The sequence below is a fragment of the Pseudomonas sp. FP2196 genome, from assembly GCF_030687715.1.
GTDB lineage: Bacteria > Pseudomonadota > Gammaproteobacteria > Pseudomonadales > Pseudomonadaceae > Aquipseudomonas.
Genome location: NZ_CP117445.1, coordinates 1,348,916 through 1,374,434 on the forward strand (window position 1 = coordinate 1,348,916; position 25,519 = coordinate 1,374,434).

30 protein-coding genes are annotated in these 25,519 nt (G+C 58.5%); 19 read left to right on the forward strand and 11 right to left on the reverse strand.

What is annotated here, in order from left to right; translation table 11 throughout:
• The first annotated feature begins 8 nt into the window (after window positions 1-8).
• The 13 genes from PSH79_RS05995 to recX all read left to right on the forward strand — a co-directional run bounded on the left by PSH79_RS05995 (window position 9) and on the right by recX (window position 9,585).
• Window positions 9-884 carry a phage tail protein gene (locus PSH79_RS05995; RefSeq protein WP_305441691.1) on the forward strand — a complete coding sequence of 292 codons (876 nt, stop codon included), beginning with the start codon at window positions 9-11 and terminating at the stop codon, window positions 882-884.
• Window positions 885-901: 17 nt separating this feature from the next.
• Window positions 902-1,321 (forward strand): tail fiber assembly protein, encoded by a 420-nt coding sequence (locus tag PSH79_RS06000; RefSeq protein WP_305441693.1) that lies wholly within the window; start codon window positions 902-904, stop codon window positions 1,319-1,321.
• A gap of 70 nt (window positions 1,322-1,391) precedes the next feature.
• On the forward strand, window positions 1,392-2,549 hold the full coding sequence (locus PSH79_RS06005; protein WP_305441695.1) for a phage tail protein: 1,158 nt from the start codon (window positions 1,392-1,394) through the stop codon (window positions 2,547-2,549).
• Window positions 2,546-3,061: a phage tail protein gene (locus PSH79_RS06010; protein ID WP_305441697.1), complete on the forward strand. Its 516-nt coding sequence runs from the start codon at window positions 2,546-2,548 to the stop codon at window positions 3,059-3,061. The genes PSH79_RS06005 and PSH79_RS06010 overlap by 4 nt, the downstream gene beginning before the upstream one ends.
• Before the next feature lie 130 nt (window positions 3,062-3,191).
• The gene (locus PSH79_RS06015) at window positions 3,192-4,283 is read left to right on the forward strand and encodes a phage tail protein (protein ID WP_305441699.1); all 1,092 of its coding nucleotides are present in this window, start codon (window positions 3,192-3,194) and stop codon (window positions 4,281-4,283) included.
• Window positions 4,284-4,291: 8 nt separating this feature from the next.
• Window positions 4,292-4,858, forward strand: coding sequence for a tail fiber assembly protein (locus PSH79_RS06020; RefSeq protein ID WP_305441701.1), 567 nt, complete (start codon window positions 4,292-4,294; stop codon window positions 4,856-4,858).
• Window positions 4,859-4,879: 21 nt separating this feature from the next.
• Window positions 4,880-5,773: a phage tail protein gene (locus tag PSH79_RS06025; RefSeq protein WP_305441703.1), complete on the forward strand. Its 894-nt coding sequence runs from the start codon at window positions 4,880-4,882 to the stop codon at window positions 5,771-5,773.
• Window positions 5,774-6,220 (forward strand): phage tail assembly chaperone, encoded by a 447-nt coding sequence (locus PSH79_RS06030; protein ID WP_305441706.1) that lies wholly within the window; start codon window positions 5,774-5,776, stop codon window positions 6,218-6,220.
• Between the two features lie 113 nt (window positions 6,221-6,333).
• Window positions 6,334-6,900, forward strand: coding sequence for a glycoside hydrolase family 19 protein (locus tag PSH79_RS06035; RefSeq protein ID WP_305441707.1), 567 nt, complete (start codon window positions 6,334-6,336; stop codon window positions 6,898-6,900).
• On the forward strand, window positions 6,879-7,397 hold the full coding sequence (locus PSH79_RS06040; protein ID WP_305441708.1) for a lysis system i-spanin subunit Rz: 519 nt from the start codon (window positions 6,879-6,881) through the stop codon (window positions 7,395-7,397). The genes PSH79_RS06035 and PSH79_RS06040 overlap by 22 nt, the downstream gene beginning before the upstream one ends.
• Window positions 7,398-7,465: 68 nt before the next feature.
• On the forward strand, window positions 7,466-7,966 hold the full coding sequence (locus PSH79_RS06045) for a CinA family protein (RefSeq protein WP_305441709.1): 501 nt from the start codon (window positions 7,466-7,468) through the stop codon (window positions 7,964-7,966).
• Between the two features lie 83 nt (window positions 7,967-8,049).
• Entirely contained in the window at window positions 8,050-9,108 is a 1,059-nt protein-coding gene (gene recA / locus PSH79_RS06050; RefSeq protein WP_095188892.1) for a recombinase RecA, read from the forward strand.
• 9 nt (window positions 9,109-9,117) lie between these two features.
• Window positions 9,118-9,585, forward strand: coding sequence for a recombination regulator RecX (recX, locus tag PSH79_RS06055; protein ID WP_103302971.1), 468 nt, complete (start codon window positions 9,118-9,120; stop codon window positions 9,583-9,585).
• Between the two features lie 57 nt (window positions 9,586-9,642).
• Here recX and PSH79_RS06060 read toward each other — a convergent pair whose 3' ends face one another.
• Window positions 9,643-10,761 (reverse strand): LOG family protein, encoded by a 1,119-nt coding sequence (locus tag PSH79_RS06060; protein ID WP_305441712.1) that lies wholly within the window; start codon window positions 10,759-10,761, stop codon window positions 9,643-9,645.
• Between the two features lie 351 nt (window positions 10,762-11,112).
• Here PSH79_RS06060 and PSH79_RS06065 point away from each other — a divergent pair, with 351 nt between their 5' ends.
• On the forward strand, window positions 11,113-11,307 hold the full coding sequence (locus tag PSH79_RS06065) for a hypothetical protein (RefSeq protein ID WP_003222272.1): 195 nt from the start codon (window positions 11,113-11,115) through the stop codon (window positions 11,305-11,307).
• On the opposite strand, the gene PSH79_RS06070 is transcribed toward PSH79_RS06065, so the two are convergent.
• Complete coding sequence (locus tag PSH79_RS06070; RefSeq protein ID WP_305441713.1) at window positions 11,308-11,733, reverse strand: PA3611 family quorum-sensing-regulated virulence factor; 426 nt, start codon at window positions 11,731-11,733, stop codon at window positions 11,308-11,310.
• Window positions 11,734-11,922: 189 nt separating this feature from the next.
• Here PSH79_RS06070 and PSH79_RS06075 point away from each other — a divergent pair, with 189 nt between their 5' ends.
• The 3 genes from PSH79_RS06075 to PSH79_RS06085 all read left to right on the forward strand — a co-directional run bounded on the left by PSH79_RS06075 (window position 11,923) and on the right by PSH79_RS06085 (window position 13,980).
• Window positions 11,923-12,669 (forward strand): tRNA-uridine aminocarboxypropyltransferase, encoded by a 747-nt coding sequence (locus PSH79_RS06075; protein ID WP_305441714.1) that lies wholly within the window; start codon window positions 11,923-11,925, stop codon window positions 12,667-12,669.
• Window positions 12,670-12,892: 223 nt separating this feature from the next.
• On the forward strand, window positions 12,893-13,543 hold the full coding sequence (erdR, locus tag PSH79_RS06080) for a response regulator transcription factor ErdR (RefSeq protein ID WP_305441715.1): 651 nt from the start codon (window positions 12,893-12,895) through the stop codon (window positions 13,541-13,543).
• Window positions 13,544-13,617: 74 nt separating this feature from the next.
• Complete coding sequence (locus PSH79_RS06085) at window positions 13,618-13,980, forward strand: diacylglycerol kinase (RefSeq protein ID WP_003222276.1); 363 nt, start codon at window positions 13,618-13,620, stop codon at window positions 13,978-13,980.
• Here PSH79_RS06085 and PSH79_RS06090 read toward each other — a convergent pair.
• Window positions 13,977-14,903 carry a LysR family transcriptional regulator gene (locus tag PSH79_RS06090; RefSeq protein WP_305441717.1) on the reverse strand — a complete coding sequence of 309 codons (927 nt, stop codon included), beginning with the start codon at window positions 14,901-14,903 and terminating at the stop codon, window positions 13,977-13,979. The two genes, PSH79_RS06085 and PSH79_RS06090, sit on opposite strands and share 4 nt — an antisense overlap.
• 142 nt (window positions 14,904-15,045) lie before the next feature.
• Between PSH79_RS06090 and fpr the strand changes: the two genes are divergently transcribed.
• Window positions 15,046-15,825, forward strand: a complete 780-nt coding sequence (fpr, locus tag PSH79_RS06095) for a ferredoxin-NADP reductase (RefSeq protein WP_002554680.1) — start codon at window positions 15,046-15,048, stop codon at window positions 15,823-15,825.
• Window positions 15,826-16,004: 179 nt separating this feature from the next.
• On the opposite strand, the gene tsaA is transcribed toward fpr, so the two are convergent.
• The 6 genes from tsaA to rimO form a co-directional block, all read right to left on the reverse strand.
• Window positions 16,005-16,703, reverse strand: a complete 699-nt coding sequence (tsaA, locus tag PSH79_RS06100) for a tRNA (N6-threonylcarbamoyladenosine(37)-N6)-methyltransferase TrmO (protein WP_305441718.1) — start codon at window positions 16,701-16,703, stop codon at window positions 16,005-16,007.
• Window positions 16,704-16,888: 185 nt separating this feature from the next.
• Window positions 16,889-17,659 (reverse strand): SDR family oxidoreductase, encoded by a 771-nt coding sequence (locus PSH79_RS06105; protein WP_187679501.1) that lies wholly within the window; start codon window positions 17,657-17,659, stop codon window positions 16,889-16,891.
• Window positions 17,660-17,790: 131 nt separating this feature from the next.
• Window positions 17,791-18,261 (reverse strand): DUF1456 family protein, encoded by a 471-nt coding sequence (locus PSH79_RS06110; RefSeq protein ID WP_305441719.1) that lies wholly within the window; start codon window positions 18,259-18,261, stop codon window positions 17,791-17,793.
• Window positions 18,262-18,333: 72 nt separating this feature from the next.
• Entirely contained in the window at window positions 18,334-19,044 is a 711-nt protein-coding gene (locus tag PSH79_RS06115) for an rRNA pseudouridine synthase (RefSeq protein ID WP_123452173.1), read from the reverse strand.
• 191 nt (window positions 19,045-19,235) lie between these two features.
• Window positions 19,236-19,709 (reverse strand): GNAT family N-acetyltransferase, encoded by a 474-nt coding sequence (locus PSH79_RS06120; RefSeq protein WP_305441720.1) that lies wholly within the window; start codon window positions 19,707-19,709, stop codon window positions 19,236-19,238.
• A gap of 203 nt (window positions 19,710-19,912) precedes the next feature.
• On the reverse strand, window positions 19,913-21,250 hold the full coding sequence (gene rimO / locus PSH79_RS06125; RefSeq protein WP_102355718.1) for a 30S ribosomal protein S12 methylthiotransferase RimO: 1,338 nt from the start codon (window positions 21,248-21,250) through the stop codon (window positions 19,913-19,915).
• Window positions 21,251-21,539: 289 nt separating this feature from the next.
• On the opposite strand from rimO, the gene PSH79_RS06130 reads away from it, so the two are divergent.
• Complete coding sequence (locus PSH79_RS06130) at window positions 21,540-23,441, forward strand: potassium transporter Kup (RefSeq protein WP_305441721.1); 1,902 nt, start codon at window positions 21,540-21,542, stop codon at window positions 23,439-23,441.
• A gap of 146 nt (window positions 23,442-23,587) precedes the next feature.
• On the opposite strand, the gene PSH79_RS06135 is transcribed toward PSH79_RS06130, so the two are convergent.
• On the reverse strand, window positions 23,588-24,559 hold the full coding sequence (locus PSH79_RS06135; protein ID WP_305441722.1) for an IS110 family transposase: 972 nt from the start codon (window positions 24,557-24,559) through the stop codon (window positions 23,588-23,590).
• Window positions 24,560-24,836: 277 nt separating this feature from the next.
• Complete coding sequence (locus tag PSH79_RS06140; protein WP_305441723.1) at window positions 24,837-25,148, reverse strand: DUF3077 domain-containing protein; 312 nt, start codon at window positions 25,146-25,148, stop codon at window positions 24,837-24,839.
• Window positions 25,149-25,519: the final 371 nt, after the last annotated feature.

Genomic DNA, 25,519 nt, shown 5'->3' on the forward strand with positions numbered 1-25,519 from the left:
TTGAGGGGATGGATTATCCGAAGAGCATGCCCGGTGTCGGTTTGGTCAACAGTCGTTTTGTCGATGAGAACCCGATCACCGGAACCCCTGGATCGTTGATTCCTGCGGAGTGGGGCAACGCCCTGACCGAAGAGGTTCTGACGGTTATCAAGGCTGCCGGGATCGAGCCCACCGAGGGATTGAATACGCAGTTGCTGGAGGCGCTGCGTGGCAAGAAACTGTATGAAACGCCGCCCCAGTTCGATGCCAGTCAGAAGGTGGCGACGACAGAGTTTGTCCAGCGCGCACTGGGCAGTCTGGCGGGGCAGACCAACTATGTCGGTGATGTGGCGTTGACGGTTGCTGATGTTGGCAAGCTCTCGATCTTCACTGGAGCGAGCACCGCAACACTGCCGGAGTGGTCGAGCGTTCCCCCGGGCGGATTGGTGTCTCTAGTCGCCGGACCCGGTGGTTTGACCGTGAAAGTCAAAAGTGGTGAGAGCCTGGGTACAACCAATGGACCGGCGGGAACTTCCTTGTCATTCGCAGGCGGGTGTTTCATGACCTTCAGGCGACTGCTTCTCGGCGGTGGCTGGGGACTGGACTCAGGCGATGGCGCCCTCAAGTACTCGCCGATGTTTACCGCTTCACTGGGTGATAGCGGCTACCAGCGTTTACCCAGCGGCATGATTTTGCAGTGGGGAACGGCTTCGGGTGGAGGGCTAAGTGAGACCGTGACGTATCCGATCGCTTTTCCCAATAAAGTGCTTCTGCTGTCGGCGAACGATGTTTCTCCGGGATTCGCCGATCTGCGTTTCTCCCTTTGGAAACTCTCGTCCAGCCAGTTTCAGCGGTTTTCCAATAGCGATCCCGGCGGCTGGAACTGGTTCGCCTTGGGCTTTTGAAATCAGAGGTGAAAACGATGAAGTACATTGATTTCGATGCCCAGGGCGAGCTTCTTGGGCGTTACGACTCGACCATTCACCTGCAGATTCCTGTCAGCGCGGTTGAGATCTCCGACGAACTGTTCCTGCGCACGATTGAAGAGCGCGACGGCATCTGGCGATACACCGACGGCAAGGTCACCAAACATGCGCTGCCGAACACTTCGCAGATGATTGATGGCGAGCGGCGCGCTGCTGCTCTGGCTCGCCGCGATGAGCTGTTGGTTGAGGCCGATCAGCAAACCGTCGGCATGGCGGACGCCTACATCGCCGGGCTGCTCGACGCAGACGATATGCAGCGATTCAAGGCATTTGCCACCTACAAACTAGCACTGAACAAGATCGACAAGCAGCCGGGGTATCCACAGGACGTGGTCTGGCCAGTGCTGCCGGTTTGATGCTCTTTCTGACGTGAAGCCTGAAAAACAGCTTCGTAAACAGTCACCCAGAAAAACGGGAGGTCCCCGCGTGGATTATCCAAACAGTGTGCCCAGCGCCGGATTGGTGAATGGGAAGTTCGTTGATGAAAACCCGTTGATGGGGACGCCGGGGTCGTTGATTCCGGCGGAGTGGGGTAACGGGGTTACGCAGGAAATTCTCAACGTGATCAAGGCCGGGGATATGACCCCGGACGAGAAAAAATACGATCAGTTGTTGCAGGCGATTCAGAGTGTTTCGGCCAAGGGCTGGAATCTGGATTCGGCGTTGCCGCTGTCGGCTTTGCCTTTGCCAACTGTTGCCACGGCAGATGCCCGGTTGCCGATTACGCCAGCCGCCGCATCGGCCAGTGGCGGGCGAGTGTCGGTGCCGGCGGGTGTCTACGTCAGCATTGGCCAGGAAGTGGTGGCGGGGCAGTTGGGGCGTTCACGTACTTTCACTACCCAGGCCTGGAGCAGTGCAGACCTGCTGCCCAGCTCGAGCTACTTTCTGCGGGCGCAGGTGGTGGGCGGTGTGCTGAGTTTATATACCCAGCGCGGTACGATTTACGACGTGACACCCGAGACGCTGAAAGGTGTGGCCAACGGCGCTGCCGGCGGCGGTTTTCAGAGTTCGGTGCTGGACATATGTCTGGCCTGGGTCGTCACCGGCGCGCCCGGCTCCGTGCCGACAGTGCGTGCGATTTACAACCGGGCGCGCTTGACCTGGACTCAGACCGTCAACGGCACTGGTGCGGTGTTTCTGCCGCTGGACCCCCATGCCCGTGCAGCGCGGCTGGTGGTGGGCAATCCGACGCCATCATCGACGGCCGTTACCAGCGTCGCGTTTCCGGCGACTGGATGGGCTGGAGGCAACTACAGCTACCTTTCCCCCGTTTCAACGGGCGTTTCCAATAATGCGGGAGGCTGGAACCCGGCCACTTTGCAACCTTGCGTGATATTCACCAACAATATTGTCTACGACGTCACGGTCTCGACGCTGACCGCCAGTTTTGATCACGCCAACCTGCGCTCGCTCTGGCAGTCCTATCAGGCCGAGCACAATCTTGGGCAAGCCAATGCCGACAGTGATGAATTGCTCTTCAGCATGGGGATCAAAAGTCATCCGCTGACCGACTACAGCGCCGGCATCGCGATCAATTTCGGGGACGCCGTGAACGTCCAGTTGCAGTGGGAGCTCATTCGATGATCGTCATTCAGGAACTCCATCAGATTGACGGCGAACTGCGTCCCGCGCAGCCGTCTGTCGCCCATGAATGGAACGGCGAACAGTGGGTCGTCAATCCGGGAAAAGTCGCTCTGCTGGAACAGCAGGAAGTCGAACGTCTGTGTGCCAAGGTCGATGCAGTCGCCGACAGTGCCCGTACACAACTGGCCGGCGACCCGCTCAAAGCCATGGAATACGCCCAGGCCGCCGCCGATGCTCAGGCTTATCAGGACGCCGGTTATCCGAAAAAAGATGTTCCGTTGTCTATCACGGCGTGGGTGGTCAAAGGCCGCACAGCCAAACAGGCTGCCGAACAGATTCTCGGCAAGGCCGATCAGCTCACCGACCATTTGCTGACCCTGCGCACCTTGCGCCTGAAGGCGAAGACACAAATTCGCGCTCAGGCGGCCAAGGGCAAGATCGATCTGGCTCGCAGCGCCGCCGATGAGGCGATTGCGGCGATGCGCGAACTGGTCAGCCAACAGACCAGTTAAGACGCCAATCTGCTTCAGCCAAGCCCACTTCACCGTGGGCTTTTTATTTTCAGAAACTGACCGTGGACGAGGTTGCAATGGCAGCGCTCGGGACGCGGTTCATTTGTTATTTCAGAGGAACGAAAGACCTATGGATTACCCAAAAAGCGTCCCCAGCGTCGGCCTGGTCGATGGCCGCTTCGTCGATGAAAACCCGGTGGCGGGAACGCCGGGTTCTTTGATTCCGGCAGTGTGGGGCAATAGCGTGACTCAGGAGATCCTGAGTGTGATTACCGGTGGCGGGCTGGTGGCTTCTGAAGCGGACAACACTCAGTTGTTCAAGGCGATTCAGGCGATTGTCGGGAATGCCAGTCCGATGCGTTCGGTCATCACTCGACTGGCTGCCTCCAAAACGCTGACCGAGCAAGAACTCGGTCTGGTGCTGATTGACGGCAGTCCGGTGCCGATGACCGTGCTGTTGCCGCCAGCCAATGTCGCACTCGGTGTACGCGACGTGATTGTTCGTCGTGTGGACAACAGCGGTAATCGTCTGGTGATCCAGGCATCCGGCACTGACCGCATCCGCTTTCATACGCACCTTTCGCCGAGTGGTTATCCATTCTTTGTACTGATGGGCGGGGGGGACTGGTGGCATCTGCGCAGTGATGGGGCGGGTAGCTGGTGGCCGGTTGGTCGTTTCGACAACACCCCATTGGGCAGGCCGTTTTTCGAGACGACTGTGGTGCTGAGCCCCGGTGGTTATGGCGCGCTCAATGGCACGTTGATGAATCGTGCCGAGTGGCCCTGGCTGTGGGATCACGCTCAGCGTTCGGGGATGCTCAATTCCGATGCAACCCGTGCTGGAAATGAAGGTAACTGGACGCCAGGTGATGGCGCGCTGACCTTTCGAGGCCCGGAACTGCGCGGCGAATTCCTGCGGGTTCTGGACGAGGGGCGTAACGCTGACGTCGGCCGCGTCATGGGTACCAATCAGGCCGGCACGGTGCATTCGTATGCCTTGGGAGCAAATGGCGCCGGGGCGGTGGGTTCTCGCTGGTCCGACAGCCTTTCTGCGGTGGGGCAGCAGACTCACGAAGGACAAACCTGGGTCAAACCGAGTAATGGCGGGCCAATCTATCCCGCCGGAACGGTTTATCAACAGGACACGGCGAACACGCTTTTGTACACCTTCACTTCGCGTCCCCGCAACGTTGCCTACCCTGGCCGCATCAAAGTTATCTGAGGTACCTCATGTTCAATTATTTAATGGATGACGCTGGCGCTCTGGTGGGGCCGGTGGAGTTTTTCGTGACGCCAGGCATCGGCGTGCAATTGCCCGCTAACGCGATTCAACTGGCTTACGAATTGCCAGAAGCGGAACAGGGGCGCACTTGGGCGATGGCCAACGGTGTGCCTCGCGAGCTGATCGACCTGCGTGGCATCGTCTATCGCAAAGATAACGGTGCGAAACAGACCTGGAGTGAATTGGGCTCCCTCCCGGAAGATCTCACTGCTGACCCTTGCCCTGACGAATATCATCTCTGGCAGGACAACACATGGGTGCTGGATGAATCCAGGCGTCAGACTGACCTCAAGGCCAAAGTCATTGCTCAGCGTGACGCCTTGCTGCGCGACGCCGTCCTGCGCATCGCCCCCCTGCAATACGCCGAAGACATCGACGATGCGAGCCATGAAGAACAGCTGCAATTGCTCGAATGGAAACTCTACAGCGTGGAACTGAATCGGCTCGAAAAACAGTCCGGTTTCCCATCGCAAATCATTTGGCCAGTCGCGCCAGGCCCAACCGCAAACATCTAAGTCATCGAAGGGAGAAAGGTAATGGATTATCCAATCAGTGTGCCAAGTGCAGGATTGGTCAATGGCAAGTTTGTCGACGAGGACGCGCTAGCCGGCTCGCCTGGCTCGTTGATTCCAGCGAGTTGGGGCAACGGCGTTACTCAAGAAATTCTCGGGGTTGTTCGGGCGGCTGGAATGACGCCGAGCGAGTCTTCCAACACTCAATTGCTTGACGCGCTGCGCAGCACGCAGCTGTTCCAGACGCCAGCGCGATTCGATGTGAGCCGTTCAGTGGCTACTCCCGAATTCGTGCAGCGAGCGCTGGGCAATTATGCGGGTGCGCGTGGCGTAACTGCCGCGACGCAACTGACTGCTGCAGACGTGGGATGGGCGATCGGTCTGGGAGGCGACCTGCCTTACACCGTGTCCTTGCCAGAAATCAACTCAGTTCCCAATGGGGCCATGTTCGCGCTGCATTGCCGTAGCAACGCAGCGGTCACAATTGCCTGCACAGGCAATGCGAAAATAAGCCCGCAAGGTGCGTATCTGACTTCGGTCGTCATGAACAGCGGTGAGAGCGCCACCGTTATCAGGGAGTATGGAGTCTGGGTGGTTCACGGTACGGCCAGTCTGAAATATGCCGCGTCTCTTTACGCTTCGGTGGGTAATCCTGGGTATCAGAAGCACGCCAGCGGAAACATTGATCAATGGGGATTCGGCACGACAGATGCCCTCGGTGAGATGTGGGTTAATTTTCCGATTGCCTTCCCGAATGCTTTTTTCTCATGTGTCGCCAACCATGTCGGCGGTGAAGGTGCCATGGTGATTGTTGTCGGAGGCACCGCCACCAAACTGGGCGTTCGCCTGAAAGTGCGCAACGCGGTCAACCAGCCCGGGGCAGGCTGGACAGTGTTTTATTTTGCCAAGGGCTATTAAATGAATACCTTTAACGTGTTGTTCAGCGCCAGTACTCGAGGAGTGTATGTACCAGGTATCAATTCGTCGGACATTCCGGACGACGTCATTGAAATTCCACAGGCCTATTGGATTTCGCTGCTACAGCAATTGGCGGTCACTGCGAAAGTCATTGGCGTCCATGTGGAAACCGGTTACCCGATCTTGATTGATCCGCCGCCTCCGTCGGAGGAACAGGCGGCAGAGGCTGAGCGCAATTGGCGTACGTCACAGCTCGCTGCCACCGACGGTCTGGTGGCGCGTGACCGCGATGAACTGGAGGATGGTGGCGGCACCACTCTGACCACCGAGCAGTACGCAGAACTGCAAACCTATCGACGCGAATTGCGCGAGTGGCCACAGGGTTCTTTCTTCCCGCTCAGCGAGCATCGTCCGGTGGCGCCGCGCTGGTTGGACGCCGCGCTTTAAATCAGCAGGCATCAAGGTCAATACCGTTTCCCGAAAACTCCGGCAAACAATGGCTTGCAGGCATTGGCGCTCAACCATGATTCAATCGGAGCATCCAGGGAGGATTACGCATTATGCAAATAACTGAAAACAACCTTATCAACATCATGCCCAACGCCCGCACCCAAGCGGGCGTTTTTGTTTCTGCGCTCAACAGCGCCATGGCTAACCGTCGTATCGACACGCCAAAGCGTATCGCTGCATTCCTTGCGCAAGTCGGTCACGAGTCCGGCCAGTTGCGGTACGTGCGAGAGCTGGGCAACAACCAATACCTGAGCAAATACGACACCGGCACTCTGGCGTTACGTCTGGGCAACACGCCCGAGGCCGACGGTGATGGGCAAAAGTACCGCGGACGCGGACTGATCCAGATCACCGGGCGCAGTAACTATCGCGAATGCAGCCTCGGTCTGTTCGGTGATGAGCGTTTGCTGTCCTTGCCGGAACTGCTGGAACAACCGCAATGGGCGGCCGAATCTGCCGCGTGGTTCTGGGAGAAAAATGGCCTGAACGAACTGGCTGATAGAGATCAGTTCAACACCATCACCCGCCGTATCAACGGCGGGTTGAACGGGTTGCAGGATCGTCTGGAAATCTGGGCGCGGGCGAGGGCGGTGCTATGCCAATCCCCTGGCGAGTGATTGGCGTCTTGCTGCTGGCCTTGGGGGCGGCGGCACTGGCCTGGCAGTTTCAGGACTGGCGCTACGGGCGGCAATTGGCCGAACAGGCTCGGTTAAACGCCGAAACGCTTAATCAACAGACCGTCGCCGCCGCCACCGCACAACAGGCCGAGCAGGATAAACGTCTGGCGCTGGAGCAACGGCTCGCCGCCAGTGAGCAAACCCATTATCGAGCCATGAGCGATGCCCAACGTGATCAGGATCGCCTGCGCGATCGTCTTGCCACTGCTGATGTGCGCCTGTCAGTCCTTCTCGACGCCGGCGACGTTACCCAAGGCTGTGGGATGCCCGCCACCGCCGGCACCGGCGGCGTGGATCATGCAGCCTTACGCGCCCGACTTGACCCGGCGCATGCTCAACGAATTATCGCCATTACCGACACCGGCGACCGCGGACTGATTGCCTTGCAGGCCTGTCAGGCCTATGTCAGAGCGCTCGCGCCCGAACATTTTGAATAAGCTTGTGTATTGAAAGCGCAACCGGCTCGTGTACGGTGGTACGCATTCCACACGATCCGGAGCACACCGTGAAAGAGATCACTCAATTGGCCGCCGAACTTGGCCGACGTCTGCAAGTGCTCAATGCCCACGTCACCGCCGCCGAATCCTGTACCGGCGGCGGGATTGCCGAAGCCATCACACGCATTCCCGGCAGCTCGGCGTGGTTCGAGGCCGGTTACGTGACGTATTCCAACCGGCAGAAAACCCAGCAACTGAATGTGCCGGCCGAGTTGTTCGATACGGTGGGCGCGGTCAGTCGCGAGGTGGTCGAATCGATGGTGCAGGGTGCGCAGAAACACAGCCTGGCGCGGTTTGCCGTGGCGGTGAGCGGCGTGGCCGGGCCTGATGGTGGCACGCCGAACAAACCGGTGGGCACGGTGTGGCTGGCCTGGGGTGTCGGTGACGTGGTTTCCAGTGAGGTTCAGCATTTCCCCGGCAACCGCGATGAAGTCCGCCGACAAACGGTGAAGGCCGCGCTAGAGGGGCTCCTGCGACTGGCGGCACGAGAAATCGAAAATCAGGGGTAGGCGATCCGCGAACGCTGTGGAATAATACTGGCTACTTATACAGGTGTTGGCCGTCAGGCCTTATTGATTACGTGAGGACTTTAATGGACGACAACAAGAAGAAAGCCTTGGCTGCGGCCCTGGGTCAGATCGAACGTCAATTCGGCAAGGGTGCCGTAATGCGTATGGGCGATCAGGACCGTCAGGCGATCCCATCCATCTCCACTGGCTCTCTGGGTCTGGACATTGCACTCGGCATTGGCGGCCTGCCAAAAGGCCGTATCGTTGAAATCTACGGTCCTGAATCTTCCGGTAAAACCACACTGACACTGTCCGTGATCGCCCAGGCTCAAAAAGCTGGCGCGACCTGCGCATTCGTCGACGCCGAACACGCCCTCGACCCTGAGTACGCCGGCAAACTGGGCGTCAACGTCGATGACCTGCTGGTTTCCCAGCCAGACACCGGCGAGCAAGCCCTGGAAATCACCGACATGCTGGTGCGTTCCAACGCTGTTGACGTGATCATCGTCGACTCCGTGGCTGCACTGGTACCGAAGGCTGAAATCGAAGGTGAAATGGGCGACATGCACGTGGGCCTGCAAGCCCGTCTGATGTCCCAGGCGCTGCGTAAAATCACCGGTAACATCAAGAACGCCAACTGCCTGGTGATCTTCATCAACCAGATCCGCATGAAGATCGGCGTGATGTTCGGCAGCCCGGAAACCACCACCGGTGGTAACGCGCTGAAGTTCTACGCATCGGTTCGTCTCGACATCCGCCGTACCGGCGCGGTGAAGGAAGGCGACGAAGTGGTCGGCAGCGAAACCCGCGTCAAGGTTGTGAAGAACAAGGTGGCCTCGCCGTTCCGTCAGGCTGAGTTCCAGATCCTTTATGGCAAGGGCATCTACCTGAACGGCGAGATGATCGACCTGGGTGTGCTGCACGGTTTCGTCGAGAAGTCTGGCGCATGGTATGCCTATGAAGGCACCAAGATCGGTCAGGGCAAGGCCAACTCGGCCAAGTTCCTGGCAGACAATCCGGAAATCGCTGCCAAGCTCGAGAAGCAACTGCGTGACAAGCTGCTGGCGCCAGCAGCAGACGTCAAGGCTTCGGCGACCCGTGACAAGGTCGACGATATGGCCGAGGCCGACATCGACGTTTGAAGTTTTTGAATGACACTTGTACTCGATACCCTCGTCGCGGTGCGACGAACCGCCATGGACCTGCTCGCTCGACGCGAGCATGGTCGAGTCGAGCTGACGCGTAAACTGCGTCAGCGCGGTGCAGAGGCGGAAATGATCGAAACAGCCCTCGACCGTTTGACGGAAGAGGGGCTGCTTTCCGAAGCCCGTTATCTTGAGAGCTTTGTTTCCTACCGAGCGCGTTCCGGCTATGGTCCTCTGCGAATCCGCGAGGAACTCAGCCAGCGCGGTCTACAACGCGCCGATATCGAACTCGCCCTGCGCGAAAGCGGTATCAGTTGGCAGGAGCAACTTCAGGAAACGTGGCAGCGAAAGTTCTCCGGACATCTGCCGATTGATGCCAAGGAACGAGCCAAACAAGGCCGCTTCCTGGCCTATCGAGGTTTCTCGATGGAGATGATCAACCGCTTGTTCAGCGGCAGAGGAATGGACGATTAAAACGGTTAAACAAAAACGGCCCGCTATGAAAATAGCGGGCCGTTTTTTTTTTGCCTTTTAAATGACCTTCGACTGTTCTCGGCTGCGTTGCGCGGTCGGCGGTTTGGAGTCGGCCCAGTTGTCCGGCAAGTTGATGTAGTCCACCAGCTCCCTCAAACGCCCGTGATTCCTGGCGTTGAAAGCAAAGGCCAACCGCGTCAGGTGGCTGAACTGTGCTTCATCGTGTTCTTCGCCGGCATAGGCGTGTTGATGGAACTGGTCGCTCAGGCACAGATCGGCAAAGGCTTCCTGCATATGCTCCATTGCCGGTTCGCTGAGCTTGTGATTCATGCGGATCACGAATTGGCGCTTGAGCCAGCGGCTGGAGTGGAAGTTGCTGTAAAACTGGTTGATCTGTTCCACCGCTTCCTCGACGGTGTAGACCAGCCGCATCAGCTTCGTGTCGGTTGGCAAAATGTAGTGATTGTCCGCCAGTTGCTGGTGGATGAAATCCATCGCCCCCTGCCAGAACTTGCCACCCGGCGCATCCAGCAAGACCACCGGCACCAGTGGGCTTTTGCCGGTCTGGATCAGCGTCAGCACTTCCAGTGCTTCGTCCAGCGTGCCGAACCCGCCCGGGCACAACACCAGGGCATCGGCCTCTTTGACGAAGAACAGCTTGCGGGTGAAGAAGAAGTGGAAGGGCAGGAGGTTGCCCGTACCGCCCACGGTGGGATTGGCATGTTGCTCGAAGGGCAGGGTGATGTTGAACCCGAGGCTGTGATCACGTCCGGCACCTTCATGCGCGGCGGCCATGATGCCGCCACCGGCACCGGTGATGACCATCATGTCCGAGCGCGTCAGTGCCGCACCGAGTTCCCGGGCCATCGCATACAGAGGATGTTCGACTGGCGTGCGCGCCGAGCCGAACACGGTGACTTTGCGCCGCCCCTTGAATTGCTCCAATACGCGAAACGCCTGCTCCAGCTCGCGTAAAGCTTGCAGAGTGATCTTGGCGTTCCAGCGGTTGTGGTCTTCCTGGGCCATGCGCAGCACGGTCAGGATCATGTCGCGATAGATGGGAATATTCGGACTGTTGGGTGAAACACGGTTGAGTTGCTCTTCAACCTGGCTGATGAGGTCGGGGCCGCTTTCCTGAAAATGACGGCTGAGCAGGTCATTCGGTTGGTAAGGCATTCAACGTCTCCTTCTGCACAGAGCGGGTGGCCCTGACGAGCGGCGTCAGTGCCGCGCTGCAAAAAAACACACAATCGGCAGTTCCTTTCCTGCCTTGAACAAGTGATCGGGAATACTTTGAATCTAGACCCTTGCACGCATTTGCGCTGACTTGATCATTGCGCTGCAAAGTCCTGACTGGCAACCGCTTATTGTTTTTCAGCCAATTGCACCACCGCTCGTCCGAACGTGTGCCGCACGGCAAACCCTCTGATTAACTTACTGACAGGCGCCATGCAAATTTTGCGTCAATCACCATACGCAAGGTGCATGCAATTCAAGGATTTGCGGGTGGCAAGGAGGCGAGGAAACATGGCCAGAGTGATTCTGGAGATCGATACGCAGCTGTATCGGATGTTGAAAGCATCGGCCGAGACCAACCAAGTGAGTCTCGAGGAGGAGTGCTGCCGGAGGTTGGCAGGAGGTGAGCGCCGTTCGCGTTATTTACAAGCACTGGTGGCCGAGCTGCGCGCCGAAGATGAACAGCGGCGCGCCAACTCGCGATGATTACTTCTTCTTCGCCGGGGCGGCTTTCGGGCAATCCGATTCCTGATAGCTGGCGGAGCCGATCGCCTTATTGGTTTTTACTTCAGTGAAGTCGTAACGCATGACCGCGCCTTTAGCCATCAGCTTGCGGTACGACGGGTTGTTGCAGACCGAGGCGCCGAGCTGGAAATACACGGCTTTTGGATCAGCACGCATCTTGTCGGCGTGGCTCTTTTGCACGCTCAGGTGGTTGATCAACTGAGTGCCTTCAACGGTGTAGCCCTGATCAAGAATGTCTTCATTGATCGCCCGAGGCGTACCGACGCTGCTTTGGGCGGCGACGTTGCGCAGCTCTCTGTTCAGATTCTGCTCACTCAAGGACGCAGCCTGAGCGGTGAAGGACGACGCCAGCAGAATGGCAGCGGTGGGAACGATAAGGCGCAGCATGAAACTCTCCTGGTTCAGTGACTGGTGATTCGACCAGCCACGTGACTGTGCGTTCAGTGGCGGCGAATTATAGGGGAGCCGGTCTGGACGGTACAGGCTTGTGCCCGTTGCTCTGGTAAACTGCCGGCCTTTATTGCCCTGCCGAGTGTTGTTCGTGTCGAGTTTCCCTGTCTGCCGGTCTTGCCTGCGATGAACCATGCCCCCAACGCCGTTGCACGCCTGCGCGATCAGCGCGAGGACGAGGGCATCAAGCCGATTCAGGCCCGGGGCTTTCGCTCCGAGCGTTGCCGCGACTGCCGCGTGATCATCAGCCATTGCCTGTGCGCCTGGCGGCCAACGGTCGACACCCGTTCCGGCGTGTGCCTGATCATGACCGGCAAGGAAGTGTTCAAGCCGAGCAATACCGGTTGGCTGATTGCCGATGTGGTGCGCGATAACCACGCGTTCATCTGGTCGCGCACAGAGCCGGACCCACAGATGCTGGCGCTCCTCAACGACCCGCAATGGCAGCCGTACCTGGTGTTTCCCGGCGAATACGTCGAGCCGTCGCGCGTGACGAATACCGTCGCCCTCGATAACAGCAAGCGTCCGCTGTTCATTCTGCTGGACGCGACCTGGACCGAAGCGCGCAAGATGTTCCGAAAGAGCCCGTACTTCGACAGCCTGCCGATCCTCAGCCTGTTGCCCGACAAACTGTCGCGCTACCGCTTGCGTCGTTCGACCCGCAGTGAGCACCTGTGCACCGCCGAAGTCGCTGCGCTCTGCCTGGAACTGGCGGGTGACAGTGACGCGGCCTCGGCGCTGGATGCCTATTTCGATGTGTTCAGCCAACATTATCTGGGCGCCAAACAGCAATTGGACCTGAACGAAACCACGCAGGCCCATGCCGAGTTGCAACCTTATATACGAAAGCCGCAAGCGGAGTTGGCCCAATAGTGGCCCATACTGTACGCAGCGGCGGCCGTGCGGCTTGACCACCCCGTCTTCGCTGGGCATGCTTGGCGCCGATTAGGGTGCGGCCAAGGTTTGAAACGCCGTGTTTGCTGGTTATTGGCGTTGAACGTGCCCCTGTGGATGCCGCTTGAAAGGCGCATCTTGAGTTGCTTTGGCCAGACCCGAATGCACCGGGTCGGCCATCAAAAACAGGATCATTTGAAAAATGGCCACATACGACATCCTGATTGCCGATGATCACCCTCTGTTTCGTAGCGCTCTGCATCAAGCGATAACCCTGGGCCTTGGCCCGGATGTACGCCTGGTGGAAGTGGCGAGCATCGCCGAACTGGAAACCCGCCTGACCGAAAAGGCTGATTGGGATCTGGTCTTGCTGGATCTGAACATGCCCGGCGCGTTCGGGTTTTCCGGGCTGGTTATGTTGCGCGGACAATACCCGCAGATTCCGGTGGTAATGGTCTCGGCGCAGGAAGAAGCCTCGGTGATGGTCAAGTCCCGAGAATTTGGCGCCAGTGGCTTTATTCCCAAGTCCAGCGACCTGAGCGTGATTCAGGAAGCGGTGCGCAAAGTGCTCGATGGCGATGTGTTCTGGCCGCCGCAGGCATTCGAAGCGGTCAGCGTTTCCGCCGAAGCCAAGGCGGCCAGTGATGGACTCGCCAGCCTGACTCCGCAACAGTTCCGCGTGCTGACCATGGTTTGCGAAGGCTTGCTGAACAAGCAGATTGCCTATGAACTGAGCGTGTCGGAAGCGACCATCAAGGCCCACGTCACAGCGATCTTTCGCAAGTTGAATGTGCGTACTCGCACGCAAGCGGCTTTACTGCTGCAACAACTTGAGTCAATTACGAGCCAATAACTATTGGCGTATTCACGCTTTTTTGACTTTGGTTGATCTAGCTTTCTCACTCCTTTTCAGTTGGTTTCTACTTTATGTCACCTTTCAAGGGCCAGACCGGCCTGAAACGCATCCTCAACGCTTCCGGTTACTCGCTGGACGGTCTGCGTGCAGCCTTCACCGGTGAAGCGGCGTTCCGCCAACTGGTGTTGCTTAATGTCGTGCTGATTCCGCTGACGTTCTTCCTCAATGTCAGCCGCGTTGAACAGGCACTTCTGATTGCCGTGTGCCTGCTGGCGCTGATCGTCGAGTTGCTGAACTCGGCGGTGGAAGCGGCCATTGACCGCATTTCGCTGGAACTGCACCCGCTGTCCAAGAACGCCAAGGACATGGGCAGCGCTGCGCAATTCGTGGCGTTGAGCATGATTGCCCTGGTGTGGGCGGTGATCCTGCTTTAAGCGATGCTTGGCAGAACGATCTCGTCGCTGCGCTGCACCCCGGCGGTGAAAGCGCGGCACAGATCGAGAAACTCGCGCATTGCCGACGTCTGGTATTTCTGCTTGTGCCAAATGAAGTAGAACTGCCGCGCCAGATCCAGATCCGGCGTCTCCACAGGCACCAGACTCCCACGGCGGAAGGCATCACGTAGCGCCAGCCGCGAGATACAGCCAATCCCCAGCCCCGACTCCACCGCGCGTTTGATCGCTTCGGTGTGTTCCAGCTCCAGACGGATATTCAGCGCACTGCGATGGTGACGCATGGCCTGATCGAAGGTCAGGCGCGTGCCGGAACCCTGTTCGCGCAGAATCCATGCTTCATGCGTCAACTCTTCCATCGTCGCGCTGCCGCGTTTGGCCAGCGGATGCTGCGGCGCGCAGAACACCACCAGCTCATCTTCGACCCAGCTCTGCACTTCAATATCCGGGTGGCTGCAATCGCCTTCTATTAGACCCAGATCAATTTCGTAGTGAGCGACTTGTTGCACGATATTGGCAGTGTTCTGCACGTGCAGCTTTACCTGACTTTCCGGGTGGCGCTGCATGAAACTGCCGATCAGCAGGGTTGCCAGGTAATTGCCGATGGTCAGCGTCGCGCCCACCGACAGCGAGCCGAAACCGGATTTGCCGTTGAGCAGGTCTTCGATTTCCTTGGACTGATCCAGCAGTGCCACGGCTTGCGGGAGCAGCTGTTTGCCGAGGGCATTGAGGCTCAGCCGTTTGCCGGCACGGTCGAACAGCTGGCAGCTGGACTGGCGCTCCAGTTCGGTAATCGAGGTGCTTGCCGCCGATTGCGAGAGGTTGAGCAGACCCGCAGCACGGGATACGCTTTCCTGCTGGGCGACAGCGACGAAGACTTGCAGTTGACGGAGAGTAAATCGCATATCGATATAACCGATAACCCTTATCTTAATAATCCAGTTAACAGATATTGTCGGCGCTATTAGAATGCGATGCAATTGCGCACCATCGGCATTTATCCAGCCCAGAGCAAGCGCAGAGCCAATATCCAGGAGTCAAACGTACATGAGCAACATGAACCACGAGCGTGTCCTCAGTGTTCATCACTGGAACGATACCCTGTTCAGCTTCAAGTGCACCCGCGATCCGGGCTTGCGCTTCGAGAACGGGCAGTTCGTGATGATCGGCCTGCAACAGCCAAACGGCCGCCCGCTTATGCGCGCTTACTCGATTGCCAGCCCTAACTGGGAAGAGCATCTGGAATTCTTCAGCATCAAAGTACCTGATGGTCCGCTGACCTCCCAGTTGCAGCATCTGAAGGAAGGCGACGAGATCATCATCAGCAAAAAGCCTACGGGCACGCTGGTGCTGGACGATCTGAAGCCTGGCAAACACCTTTACCTGCTCAGCACCGGTACCGGTCTGGCGCCGTTCATGAGTGTGATCCAGGATCCGGAAACCTACGAGCGTTTCGAAAAAGTCATCCTGTGCCACGGCGTACGCTATGTGAACGAAGTTGCTTACCGCGAATTCATCACCGAGCACCTGCCGCAGAACGAGTTCTTCGGCGAAGCGCTGCGCGACAAGCTGATTTACTACCCGACCGTTACTCGTGAGCCTTTCGAGAACGAAGGTCGTCTGACCGACCTGATGCGCAGCGGCAAACTGTTCAGCGACATCGGCCTGCCGCCGATCAACCCGCAGGACGACCGCGCCATGTTGTGTGGCAGCCCGAGCATGCTCGACGAGACCAGCGAAGTGCTCAACAGCTTCGGCCTGACCGTGTCGCCGCGTATGCGCGAGCCGGGTGACTACCTGATCGAGCGCGCGTTCGTCGAGAAGTAAGCCCCACTGAAAAAGCCCCCATTGCCTGAATTGGCAATGGGGGCTTTTTTATGCCCGCGACATTCACCTGTAGGAGCTGCCGAAGGCTGCGATCTTTTGATCTTGCTTTTGAAGAGCAAAATCAAAAGATCGTCCGATCGCGGCCCGAGCCTGCGGCAGCTCCTACATTGGGCGCGGGCTCAGGCGTTGACGGGGATGACTTCGAGAACGCGAATCTGCTCGGGTGTCGGGTAATGCCAGCGCACATCCAGATCCCAGAACTGTGCGCCATATTCACGCGCTGGCGCCGGGGTCTGATACGCCGGGCGCGGATCCTGGGCCAGACATTGCTCGATCAACTCGACCAGAGGCTCGGCAAGGCGCTGGGCGTGGGTGTGCGCCTGTTGCAGCGCAGCGTCCGTCCACTGCACGTCAATCAACTGCGGCGCGGCGCTGGCGATACTGTTGGAGGCGCTGGTGATGATGTCGGCGTAAGGCACGTAGGGTTTGATGTCGAGAATCGGCGTGCCATCGAGCAAGTCGATACCGGAGATGAACAGGCGATTGGCTTCCACCTTGTCCAGTTTCACCACGGATTGGCCGATGCCATTCGGGCGGTGGGTGGCGCGGGTAGCGAACACGCCCATGGACTTGTTGCCACCCAGACGGGGAGGGCGGACTTTCAAGCGCGGTTTTTCTTCCAGCGCCTGATGGAACAGGAACAGCAGCCAGACGTGACTGACCTGCTCCAGACCCTGCACCGCGTCACCCTGATCGAACGGCGCCACCAGTTCCAGCACGCCCCGGGCAGCGGGGGCCAGTTGCGGTTGGCGGGGGATGGCAAACTTCTCCTTGAAGCAGGAGCGCACGAAGCCGATGGGGGAGACGCTGTAAGTCATGGTTTAAAGTCAGAAGCGGGATCAGGGCGGGCATGATAACCCGGCGGGCTTCAAGTCTGGTGGTGGCAGGGCTGACGCCATCGCTGGCAAGCCAGCTCCCACAGGTTTTGTGCCATACACAAATCATGCGGACACTCGAGAACCCTGTGGGAGCTGGCTTGCCAGCGATAGCTACACCACCAATCTTAAAGGCTGAACCCACCATCCAGCGGAATGATATTCCCCGTCATGTACGCCCCGGCCGTACTCGCCAGACTGATCGCCAACGCCGCCATCTCCTCCTCACGTCCCCAACGCTTCATCGGAATCAGTGCCGTGTCCTCAGCCAATGCCTGCTGATCATTGCCGATGTGCTGGGTCATCTTGCTCGGAAACCTCCCCGGAGCGATGACGTTGACGTTGATGTGCTGGCTCACCAGTTCTCGCGCAAGAATCCGCGACAGTTGGTGCAACGCCGCTTTGCTCGGCCCGTAGGCGTACGCCTGCTCCCCGAAGGACGAAATACCCGCCACCGAACCGATGTTGATGATCCGCGCCGGATTCGCCGCCGACCCTGCTTTGCGCAGCAGCGGCAAGAACTGCTGGATACAACTGAACACCGATGTCACGTTGAGCTGCATGACTTTCTCCCAGCCCTTGACCGGGTAGCTTTCCAGCGGCGCGCCCCAAGTGGTGCCGGCGTTGTTCACCAGAATATCCAGATGGGTGATCTGCTCGCCCAGCCTCGCGGCCAGTTCCTGTACGCCTTCTTCAGTCGCCAGATTCGCCGCCACACCGTGGCAAGTGCCCAGGGCACTGAGTTCTTCCGCGGTTTGATGGCAGGCTTCGGCGTCACGAGAGCAGACGAACACACGGGCGCCGGCTTCGACAAAGGCCTTGGCGATCATTTTGCCGATACCACGGGTGCCGCCGGTCACCAGAGCGGTGCGGCCTTGCAGAGAAAAGTACGGGTGCATGGCGAATCCTGAGGGCTAGGGATCAATACACCCTAGTCGCCAGCCGCGAAAAGCGGAGCCACTATTTTCGAAGGGAATGAGCGGTCATGCGCAGCGGCGGCGACGGTCAGTCGCCACCGCTAGAAGCAATATCAGGCGGCGCGAATGCGCAGGGTCAGGCCCTTGAGGAAGTTGCGCAGCAACTGGTCGCCGCACGGACGATAGTTGGTGTGGCCGACCTTGCGGAACAGTGCGCTCAGTTCAGGTTTGGACACCGGGAACTCGGCAGCCTTGAGGATCGCGTGCATGTCGTCTTCTTTTAGCTCGAAGGCCACGCGCAGCTTTTTCAGAATGATGTTGTTGGTCACCGGCACTTCGATCGGCTGCGGCGGACGGCTTTCGTCCTTGCCTCGCTTGAAGATCACCAGGCCGTCGAGGAAGTGTGCGATGACTTCGTCCGGGCAGCGCACGAAGCCTTCTTCGTCTTCTTCTTTCTTGTCGAGCCAGGTGATCACGTCGGCGAGGGCCACGTCCATGCCGCCGAGTTTGATGATCTCGACAACCTTCTTGTCGCTGATGTCGAGCATGTAGCGCACGCTGCGCAATACGTCGTTATGAATCATGTCGGTAATCCTGATAAGCGTTGTGGGCAGCACGCGGGCGCGCTGCCGGAATGTGTGGCGGCAGTGGAAGTCTTAGAACTTCTCTTTGCCGGACAGGTAGCGCCATTGGCCGACCGGGACTTTGCCGATCGAGACGCCACCGATACGGATGCGGCGGATGCCGACGACCTTCAGGCCGACCGCTTCGCAGAACTGGGCGATGATCCCCGGCTGCGGGTTTTTCATGGCGAAACGCAGGCGGTTTTCGTTCTGCCAGCTGGCCTTGACCGGCGGCAGTTCCTTGCCCTTGTGGGTCAGGCCATGCTGCAAGCGGTTGAGGCCGTGAGCGACCATGTCACCTTCGACCTCGACCACGTATTCCTGCTCGATCTTCGCGGCGTCAGCGGTGAGCTTACGCAAGATCTTCCAGTCCTGGGTGAACACCAGCAGGCCGCTGGCCTTGGCTTGCAGGTCGGCGCTGGCGGTCAGGCGCAGGAAGTGCCCGCGCAAAGGGCGCTTGCTGAAGCGGTGCTCTTCGCTGAGGGTTTCGGCGCTGAGCGACTGCATGGCGGTCTCGACGTCCATACCAGCCGGCGCGTTGAGCAGGATGGTCACCGGCTCCGGCGCAGTGGCTTTGGCGTCCTTGTCGAGCTCGACCTTCTGATCGCCGACCTTGAATTGCGGCTCATCAATGACTTCGCCGTCCACGGTGACCCAGCCGCCCTCGATGAACAGCTCGGCCTCCCGGCGGGAGCAACCGACCAGTTCGATGAGGCGTTTGGAGAGGCGAATCGGGTCAGTCATGACAGGGCCGTAACAAAAAAGGGGTGGGCATTGTACCTGTGTGGCGCCGGTTAAGCCCGGTTCCATTTACAGGCTGTTCGCAATTCCCTGTGGGAGCCAGCCTGCTGGCGATTGCATCACCGCGGTGTATCTGACTGACCGCGTCGCCTGCATCGCTAGCAGGCTAGCTGCCACAGTTGTTTTGGGTTGTGTCAGCCGTTGCTGGAGCGTTGCTGGTTCTGGCGCAAGCGCATGTGCAGCAGCGGATACGGCTGGCCCATGCCATCCACCTCGGAGCGGCCGATCACTTCAAAACCTTGCTTGAAGTAAAACCCCAGCGCCTGCGGGTTCTGCTCGTTGACGTCCAGTTCATCGGCGTTCAAATGCTGCATGGCGTAATTCAGCAACTTCTTGCCCAAGCCCTGGCCCCGATGGGCGGGATCGATGAACAGCATCTCGATCTTGCCCGCCGCGACACCGGCAAAACCGGTGATGCGCTGATTGGCGTCCTTGGTGCAGATCAACATCACCGCGTCGAGGTAACGGGTGAGTACCAGGTTGCGCAGCAGTTCGATATAGCTGTCCGGCAGAAAATCATGAGTGGCGCGAACCGAGGCCTCCCAGACCCGGGTCAGTTCCTGATAATCGCTGAGTTTCGGCGTGTGGATGACCGAATGGTGACGCATGCCCGGTACCTCTTGTCCGTTTCAAGGGAGTCCGTCCCCCGCTAAACGATAGCCGTAAAAAAGCCCCGCATCTCGGAAAAAGAGCGGGGCTTTTTGACGTGGCACAAACCCTTGTAGGAGCTGCCGCAGGCTGCGATCTTTTGATCGTGTTTTTTACAATCAAAAGATCGCAGTCTACGGCAGCTCCTGCAGTGTGTTCGGCGTTAGATCTGCTCAGCCCACAAATCGTATTCGTCAGCATCCGTCACTTTGCACCAGACCTTGTCGCCCGGCTTGAGGTTGCTGCCGTTGTCGATAAACACGTTGCCGTCGATTTCCGGGGCGTCGAAGAAGCAGCGGCCGACCGCGCCTTGCTCGTCGACTTCGTCCACCAGCACTTCGATTTCACGGCCGATGCGCATTTGCAGGCGCGCCGAGCTGATCGCTTGCTGGTGCGCCATGAAACGATCCCAACGGTCCTGCTTAACGTCGTCCGGAACGATTTCCAGATCGAGATCATTGGCCGGAGCGCCATCAACCGGCGAGTACTGGAAGCAGCCGACGCGATCGAGCTGGGCTTCGGTCAGCCAGTTCAGCAGGTACTGGAAGTCTTCTTCGGTTTCGCCCGGGAAGCCGACAATGAAGGTCGAACGGATGATCAGATCCGGGCAGATTTCGCGCCAGTTCTTGATCCGCGCCAGGGTCTTGTCTTCGAACGCCGGGCGTTTCATCGACTTCAGCACTTTCGGGCTGGCGTGCTGGAACGGGATGTCCAGGTACGGCAGGATTTTGCCGGCGGCCATCAGCGGGATCAGCTCGTCAACGTGCGGGTACGGGTAAACGTAGTGCAGACGGACCCAGACGCCGAGGGTGCTCAGCGCTTCGCAGAGTTCGGTCATGCGGGTTTTCACCGGCGCGCCGTTCCAGAAACCGGTGCGATATTTGACGTCGACGCCGTAAGCGCTGGTGTCTTGCGAGATCACCAGCAGCTCTTTAACACCGGATTTGACCAGGCGCTGAGCCTCGTCGAGCACGTCGCCAACCGGACGGCTGACCAGTTTGCCGCGCATCGACGGGATGATGCAGAAGCTGCAGCTGTGGTTGCAGCCTTCGGAAATCTTCAGGTAGGCGTAGTGACGCGGGGTCAGCTTGATACCTTGCGGCGGCACCAGGTCGATCAGCGGGTTGTGATCCTTGCGCGGTGGCACCACTTCGTGCACGGCGTTGACCACTTGCTCGTACTGCTGCGGACCGGTCACGGCCAGCACGCTCGGGTGTACGTCGCGGATGTTGCCTTCTTCCACGCCCATGCAGCCCGTGACGATCACCTTGCCGTTTTCCTTGATCGCTTCACCGATCACCTCCAGCGATTCAGCCTTGGCCGAATCGATGAAGCCGCAGGTGTTGACCACCACGACATCGGCGTCCTGATAAGTGGACACCACGTCATAGCCTTCCATGCGCAGCTGGGTCAGGATGCGCTCGGAGTCGACCAGTGCTTTCGGGCAACCCAGAGATACGAAGCCAACCTTTGGATTGGCCGGCGCAGGAGTGGTGGACATGTCTAACCTCGGTATTTTGTGACGCCGCTTGCCGTGTGGGAAAGCCGACGGATGGGCGCTTAGGGCGCGCCTCTGATCAAAAAGTGCGCAATTCTAGCGGCGAGGAGCGCACTTGACCAGCTTTATGCCGGGAAATACGACGAGTGCTGCGCTATGCTTCGCGCCTTTGCGCTTTACTGAATTTTTACAGTCAACAAAACGTCTGTAACAACAGGTAAAACAGCGCATGCTGCACGACAAAGCATAGTGCTTCATTCGAAGAAGCCGGTCTGGGAATCAGGAGTGTTGGATGGGTCAGGCAAGTAGTCAGGCGGCGGGCGCCGAGCATTCGACGGCAAAGCCGATCGGCATGCTGGTCGCCGCGGTCGGGGTGGTTTACGGCGACATCGGCACGAGCCCGCTGTACACCCTCAAAGAAGTGTTTTCCGGCGCTTATGGCGTACCGGTCAATCACGATGGCGTGCTGGGCATTCTGTCGTTGATCTTCTGGTCGCTGATCTGGGTCGTCTCGATCAAATACATGATGTTCGTCCTGCGGGCCGACAACCAGGGCGAGGGCGGGATCATGGCGCTTACCGCGCTGGCCCGGCGTGCGGCGGGGAAACGCAGAAAGTTGCGTTCGTTGCTGGTGGTCTGCGGGCTGATCGGCGCGGCGCTGTTTTATGGCGACAGCATGATTACCCCGGCGATTTCGGTGCTTTCGGCAATCGAAGGTCTGGGCCTGGCGTTTGATGGCATCGATCATTGGGTGGTACCGCTCTCGCTGGTGGTGTTGGTTGCGCTGTTTCTGATCCAGAAACACGGTACGGCGCGAATTGGCATTCTGTTCGGGCCGATCATGGTCACCTGGTTCCTCGTGCTGGGCGCCCTCGGCGTTTATGGCATCAGCCACACGCCGGAAGTGCTGCATGCGCTGAACCCGGTCTGGGCGGTGCGTTTCTTCATGGTGCATGCGGGCATGGGCGTGGCGATCCTCGGCGCCGTGGTGCTGGCACTGACCGGTGCCGAAGCGCTGTACGCCGACATGGGCCACTTCGGTCGCAAGCCGATTGCCCGCGCGTGGTTCCTGCTGGTGCTGCCAGCGCTGGTGCTTAACTACTTCGGTCAGGGCGCCTTGCTGCTGGACAACCCGGAAGCAGCACGCAACCCGTTCTATCTGCTGGCGCCGAGCTGGGCACTGATTCCGCTGGTCGGTCTGTCGACCCTGGCCACGGTGATCGCCTCGCAAGCGGTGATTTCCGGCGCGTTCTCCCTGACCCGTCAGGCGATACAGCTCGGCTACATTCCGCGCATGTACATTCAGCACACCTCCAGCGATGAGCAGGGCCAGATCTACATTGGCGCGGTGAACTGGGCGTTGATGGTCGGCGTGGTTCTGCTGGTATTGGGCTTCGAGTCCTCCGGCGCCTTGGCCTCAGCCTACGGCGTGGCGGTGACCGGCACCATGCTGATGACCACCATTCTGGTGTCGGCCGTCATGCTGTTGCTGTGGAAATGGCCACCGATCCTCGCGGTACCGGTGTTGCTCGGCTTCCTGCTGGTGGACGGTCTGTACTTCGCCGCCAACGTGCCGAAAATCGTTCAGGGCGGTGCTTTCCCGGTGATCGCCGGTATCGCGTTGTTCGTGCTGATGACCACCTGGAAGCGCGGCAAACAATTGCTGGTCGACCGCCTGGACGAAGGCGCGCTGCCACTGCCGATCTTCATCAGCAGCATCCGCGTGCAACCGCCGCATCGTGTGCAAGGCACAGCCGTGTTCCTGACCGCGCGCTCCGATGCCGTACCCCATGCGCTGTTGCACAACCTGCTGCACAACCAGGTGCTGCACGAGCAAGTGGTGTTGCTGACCGTGGTCTATGAAGACATCCCGCGTGTGCCACCCTCGCGCCGCTTCGAGGTCGAGGCCCACGGCGAAGGCTTCTTCCGGGTGATCCTGCACTTCGGCTTCACCGACGAGCCGGACGTGCCGCAAGCGCTGAAGCTGTGTCATCTGGATGATCTGGATTTCAGCCCGATGCGCACGACTTACTTCCTCAGCCGTGAAACGGTCATCGCCTCGAAACTCGAAGGCATGGCGCGTTGGCGCGAGGCGTTGTTCGCGTTCATGTTGAAGAATGCCAATGGCAATTTGCGGTTCTTTAATCTGCCGCTGAACCGGGTGATTGAGTTGGGGACGCAGGTGGAGATGTAATCCAGTCCCATTGAAAAGCCCCCGTCGGCCTAGTGCCTGGCGGGGGCTTTTTTGTTTCTGGCTTAATCCACAAATCCAGATCAAAAGATCGCAGCCTTCGGCAGCTCCTACAGGTTTTGCATTCCATGTAGATACCGTCTTGCCCCTCATCGGGCAAGGGCAATTTTCGGGTCAAATGGCTGGCCCGATTTAAGAACGGCGTAGACAAAATGTAGGAGTTTGCGCATCGCTGTACAGATGATTTGCTTGGGGGCCTTGCCGTTGGCCTTCAAGCGGTCCTTCATGGCGATGATTGCCTTGTTGTGCTTCAGTGCAACCAACCCAGGCATGTATAGACCCGCCCGAACGCGAGCCGATCCGATCCTCGAAATCACTGCTCTGCCTTTGAACTTTCCCGAGTCCTGCAGCTTTGGGTTCAACCCGGCGGCAGCGACCAGTTTGCGAGGGTCGTCATATTTACGCAGGTCGCCCAACTCTGCCAGCAGCCGCTCAAGGGTTTTCTGGCCAATACCGTCGATGGTCACGATCAAGTCGCGCATTTGGCGCATGTCTGGATCATCGTCGATGTGTTTTTTGATTGCTTTGTGAGTTTCAACGATCTCTTTCTCGATGTGACGCAGCACAGAGTTGATCGAGTCTTTGACCTTTTCGTCGGACACATCCAGGCGATTGAGCTCCATTTGCTCCATTTCCTGAAGGTCATCCAAGCGACGTACCATCGCCTTTAGCTGACGATATTTCAGCGGCTCCGGAGCCCAAAGCTGAAGCTTTTCAGCCTTTTCCCGAGCAAAGTCAGCGATCAATTTGGCGTCGCTTTTGTCGGTTTTGATCCGGCGCAGCTCGCTGTCGGCGTAAGCGTGGGTCGTCGCCGGATTGACGACGCAGACCCGGTAACCCTTGTTGTAGACGAACTCGGCAAGTTCCAGGTGATAAACGCTGGTGGCTTCCATCACGATCAGGGCTGTAGGCTCGACCTGCTTGTTCAACCAGGCGTCAAACTCTTTGAAACCTTTTGAGTCGTTAGCCAGTTTGGCCTTGGTTTTGTGCTTGCCGTTTGGCAGGTGAGTGGCGATATCAAAGGTATTTTTAGCGACATCGACGCCGACGAAATTGGACATGACCGTTTCTCCATTAATCGGTTTTCGATCATCACTGCACTCTGTCCAACCTTGCGAATGCGGGCTCTCGCCAGAGACGGGCCCAAGATACCGTTCGAACTATACGAGTGAGTGTGGAGGGCTGGAGCACGATCTACATCACAGGCAAAAAGCCTAAGGAGCTGCACGGCTTCCAAGTCCCTCCCTCGATGATCAGTCGAGAACTATCGCTCCTGACGGAGCGATAGTCGAGATACAAGGAGCTGCCGCAGGCTGCGATCTTTTGATCTTCAAACCTCTACAAGCTTTCAGGCATCTCTGCTTCAGACTCGGTCTTCGTGCGCGCTGGTCGTGGTATCAGCGCCTGTATCACATCATCAATCAAGGCTTTGCCCATCAACGTCAGATAATGCGCGGCCCAGGCATGTCGGTCGGTGTCTCTGATGAAGGCAGCGTCTTCTGCGAAGGATTTTGCGAGGGATAGCAGGTCGGAGGATTGGGACAATGCATCGACTATGGGGATGCCGGAGCGAACGTTGAAATACGCTTGATCCGAGTTGTAGAGGAAGGGGGTGAAGCCGATGGTTTTAAGATCAGATTGATTGCTCATGTTCAATTCCCTTGATTTCGAGAGCTGCCGCATCCGATACCAAGCGAATGGGTGGCAGCTGTGCGCAGGTTGGTAAACCGGGGAACCAAGGAAACCGGCACGCTCGAAAGCGTCCCACACACAGCTGCCATAACACTGGACAACAGGCGGAAATACGCCTGAATCGTGTTAGGTGCGCTGTTGCGCCTTATTCCACCGGGTTACCAAGCCCGATCGCTGAATGGGTCAGCGACGTCTGGAGAGTATCCCGTCAAAAAACAGCGCAACAGGGCGGCAAGGCGCCGCAACACGCGATTCGGAGTTTGCCTACAAGGTCTGTCGGCGTCATCTGATATTGCGAGACTGGAAGTAAACAAAACTACACGTCGGAC

What these genes read in the sequence shown, in the direction of transcription:
- PSH79_RS06120 (WP_305441720.1), bottom strand. Translation starts at nt 19,709, where the DNA reads ATGCGTCACCATTCGGTCATCCACACGCCGAAACTCAGCGATTATCAG.
- PSH79_RS06070 (WP_305441713.1), bottom strand. Translation starts at nt 11,733, where the DNA reads ATGCTGCGCCTTATCGTTCCCACCGCTGCCATTCTGCTGGCGTCGTCC.
- PSH79_RS06135 (WP_305441722.1), bottom strand. Translation starts at nt 24,559, where the DNA reads ATGTCCAATTTCGTCGGCGTCGATGTCGCTAAAAATACCTTTGATATC.
- PSH79_RS06030 (WP_305441706.1), top strand. Translation starts at nt 5,774, where the DNA reads ATGAATACCTTTAACGTGTTGTTCAGCGCCAGTACTCGAGGAGTGTAT.
- PSH79_RS06040 (WP_305441708.1), top strand. Translation starts at nt 6,879, where the DNA reads ATGCCAATCCCCTGGCGAGTGATTGGCGTCTTGCTGCTGGCCTTGGGG.
- recA (WP_095188892.1), top strand. Translation starts at nt 8,050, where the DNA reads ATGGACGACAACAAGAAGAAAGCCTTGGCTGCGGCCCTGGGTCAGATC.
- rimO (WP_102355718.1), bottom strand. Translation starts at nt 21,250, where the DNA reads ATGTCCACCACTCCTGCGCCGGCCAATCCAAAGGTTGGCTTCGTATCT.
- PSH79_RS06060 (WP_305441712.1), bottom strand. Translation starts at nt 10,761, where the DNA reads ATGCCTTACCAACCGAATGACCTGCTCAGCCGTCATTTTCAGGAAAGC.
- PSH79_RS06085 (WP_003222276.1), top strand. Translation starts at nt 13,618, where the DNA reads ATGTCACCTTTCAAGGGCCAGACCGGCCTGAAACGCATCCTCAACGCT.
- PSH79_RS06020 (WP_305441701.1), top strand. Translation starts at nt 4,292, where the DNA reads ATGTTCAATTATTTAATGGATGACGCTGGCGCTCTGGTGGGGCCGGTG.
- fpr (WP_002554680.1), top strand. Translation starts at nt 15,046, where the DNA reads ATGAGCAACATGAACCACGAGCGTGTCCTCAGTGTTCATCACTGGAAC.
- PSH79_RS06015 (WP_305441699.1), top strand. Translation starts at nt 3,192, where the DNA reads ATGGATTACCCAAAAAGCGTCCCCAGCGTCGGCCTGGTCGATGGCCGC.
- recX (WP_103302971.1), top strand. Translation starts at nt 9,118, where the DNA reads ATGACACTTGTACTCGATACCCTCGTCGCGGTGCGACGAACCGCCATG.
- PSH79_RS06065 (WP_003222272.1), top strand. Translation starts at nt 11,113, where the DNA reads ATGGCCAGAGTGATTCTGGAGATCGATACGCAGCTGTATCGGATGTTG.
- PSH79_RS06075 (WP_305441714.1), top strand. Translation starts at nt 11,923, where the DNA reads ATGAACCATGCCCCCAACGCCGTTGCACGCCTGCGCGATCAGCGCGAG.
- PSH79_RS06110 (WP_305441719.1), bottom strand. Translation starts at nt 18,261, where the DNA reads ATGATTCATAACGACGTATTGCGCAGCGTGCGCTACATGCTCGACATC.
- PSH79_RS06090 (WP_305441717.1), bottom strand. Translation starts at nt 14,903, where the DNA reads ATGCGATTTACTCTCCGTCAACTGCAAGTCTTCGTCGCTGTCGCCCAG.
- erdR (WP_305441715.1), top strand. Translation starts at nt 12,893, where the DNA reads ATGGCCACATACGACATCCTGATTGCCGATGATCACCCTCTGTTTCGT.
- PSH79_RS06035 (WP_305441707.1), top strand. Translation starts at nt 6,334, where the DNA reads ATGCAAATAACTGAAAACAACCTTATCAACATCATGCCCAACGCCCGC.
- tsaA (WP_305441718.1), bottom strand. Translation starts at nt 16,703, where the DNA reads ATGACTTACAGCGTCTCCCCCATCGGCTTCGTGCGCTCCTGCTTCAAG.
- PSH79_RS05995 (WP_305441691.1), top strand. Translation starts at nt 9, where the DNA reads ATGGATTATCCGAAGAGCATGCCCGGTGTCGGTTTGGTCAACAGTCGT.
- PSH79_RS06105 (WP_187679501.1), bottom strand. Translation starts at nt 17,659, where the DNA reads ATGCACCCGTACTTTTCTCTGCAAGGCCGCACCGCTCTGGTGACCGGC.
- PSH79_RS06140 (WP_305441723.1), bottom strand. Translation starts at nt 25,148, where the DNA reads ATGAGCAATCAATCTGATCTTAAAACCATCGGCTTCACCCCCTTCCTC.
- PSH79_RS06115 (WP_123452173.1), bottom strand. Translation starts at nt 19,044, where the DNA reads ATGACTGACCCGATTCGCCTCTCCAAACGCCTCATCGAACTGGTCGGT.
- PSH79_RS06010 (WP_305441697.1), top strand. Translation starts at nt 2,546, where the DNA reads ATGATCGTCATTCAGGAACTCCATCAGATTGACGGCGAACTGCGTCCC.
- PSH79_RS06130 (WP_305441721.1), top strand. Translation starts at nt 21,540, where the DNA reads ATGGGTCAGGCAAGTAGTCAGGCGGCGGGCGCCGAGCATTCGACGGCA.
- PSH79_RS06025 (WP_305441703.1), top strand. Translation starts at nt 4,880, where the DNA reads ATGGATTATCCAATCAGTGTGCCAAGTGCAGGATTGGTCAATGGCAAG.
- PSH79_RS06000 (WP_305441693.1), top strand. Translation starts at nt 902, where the DNA reads ATGAAGTACATTGATTTCGATGCCCAGGGCGAGCTTCTTGGGCGTTAC.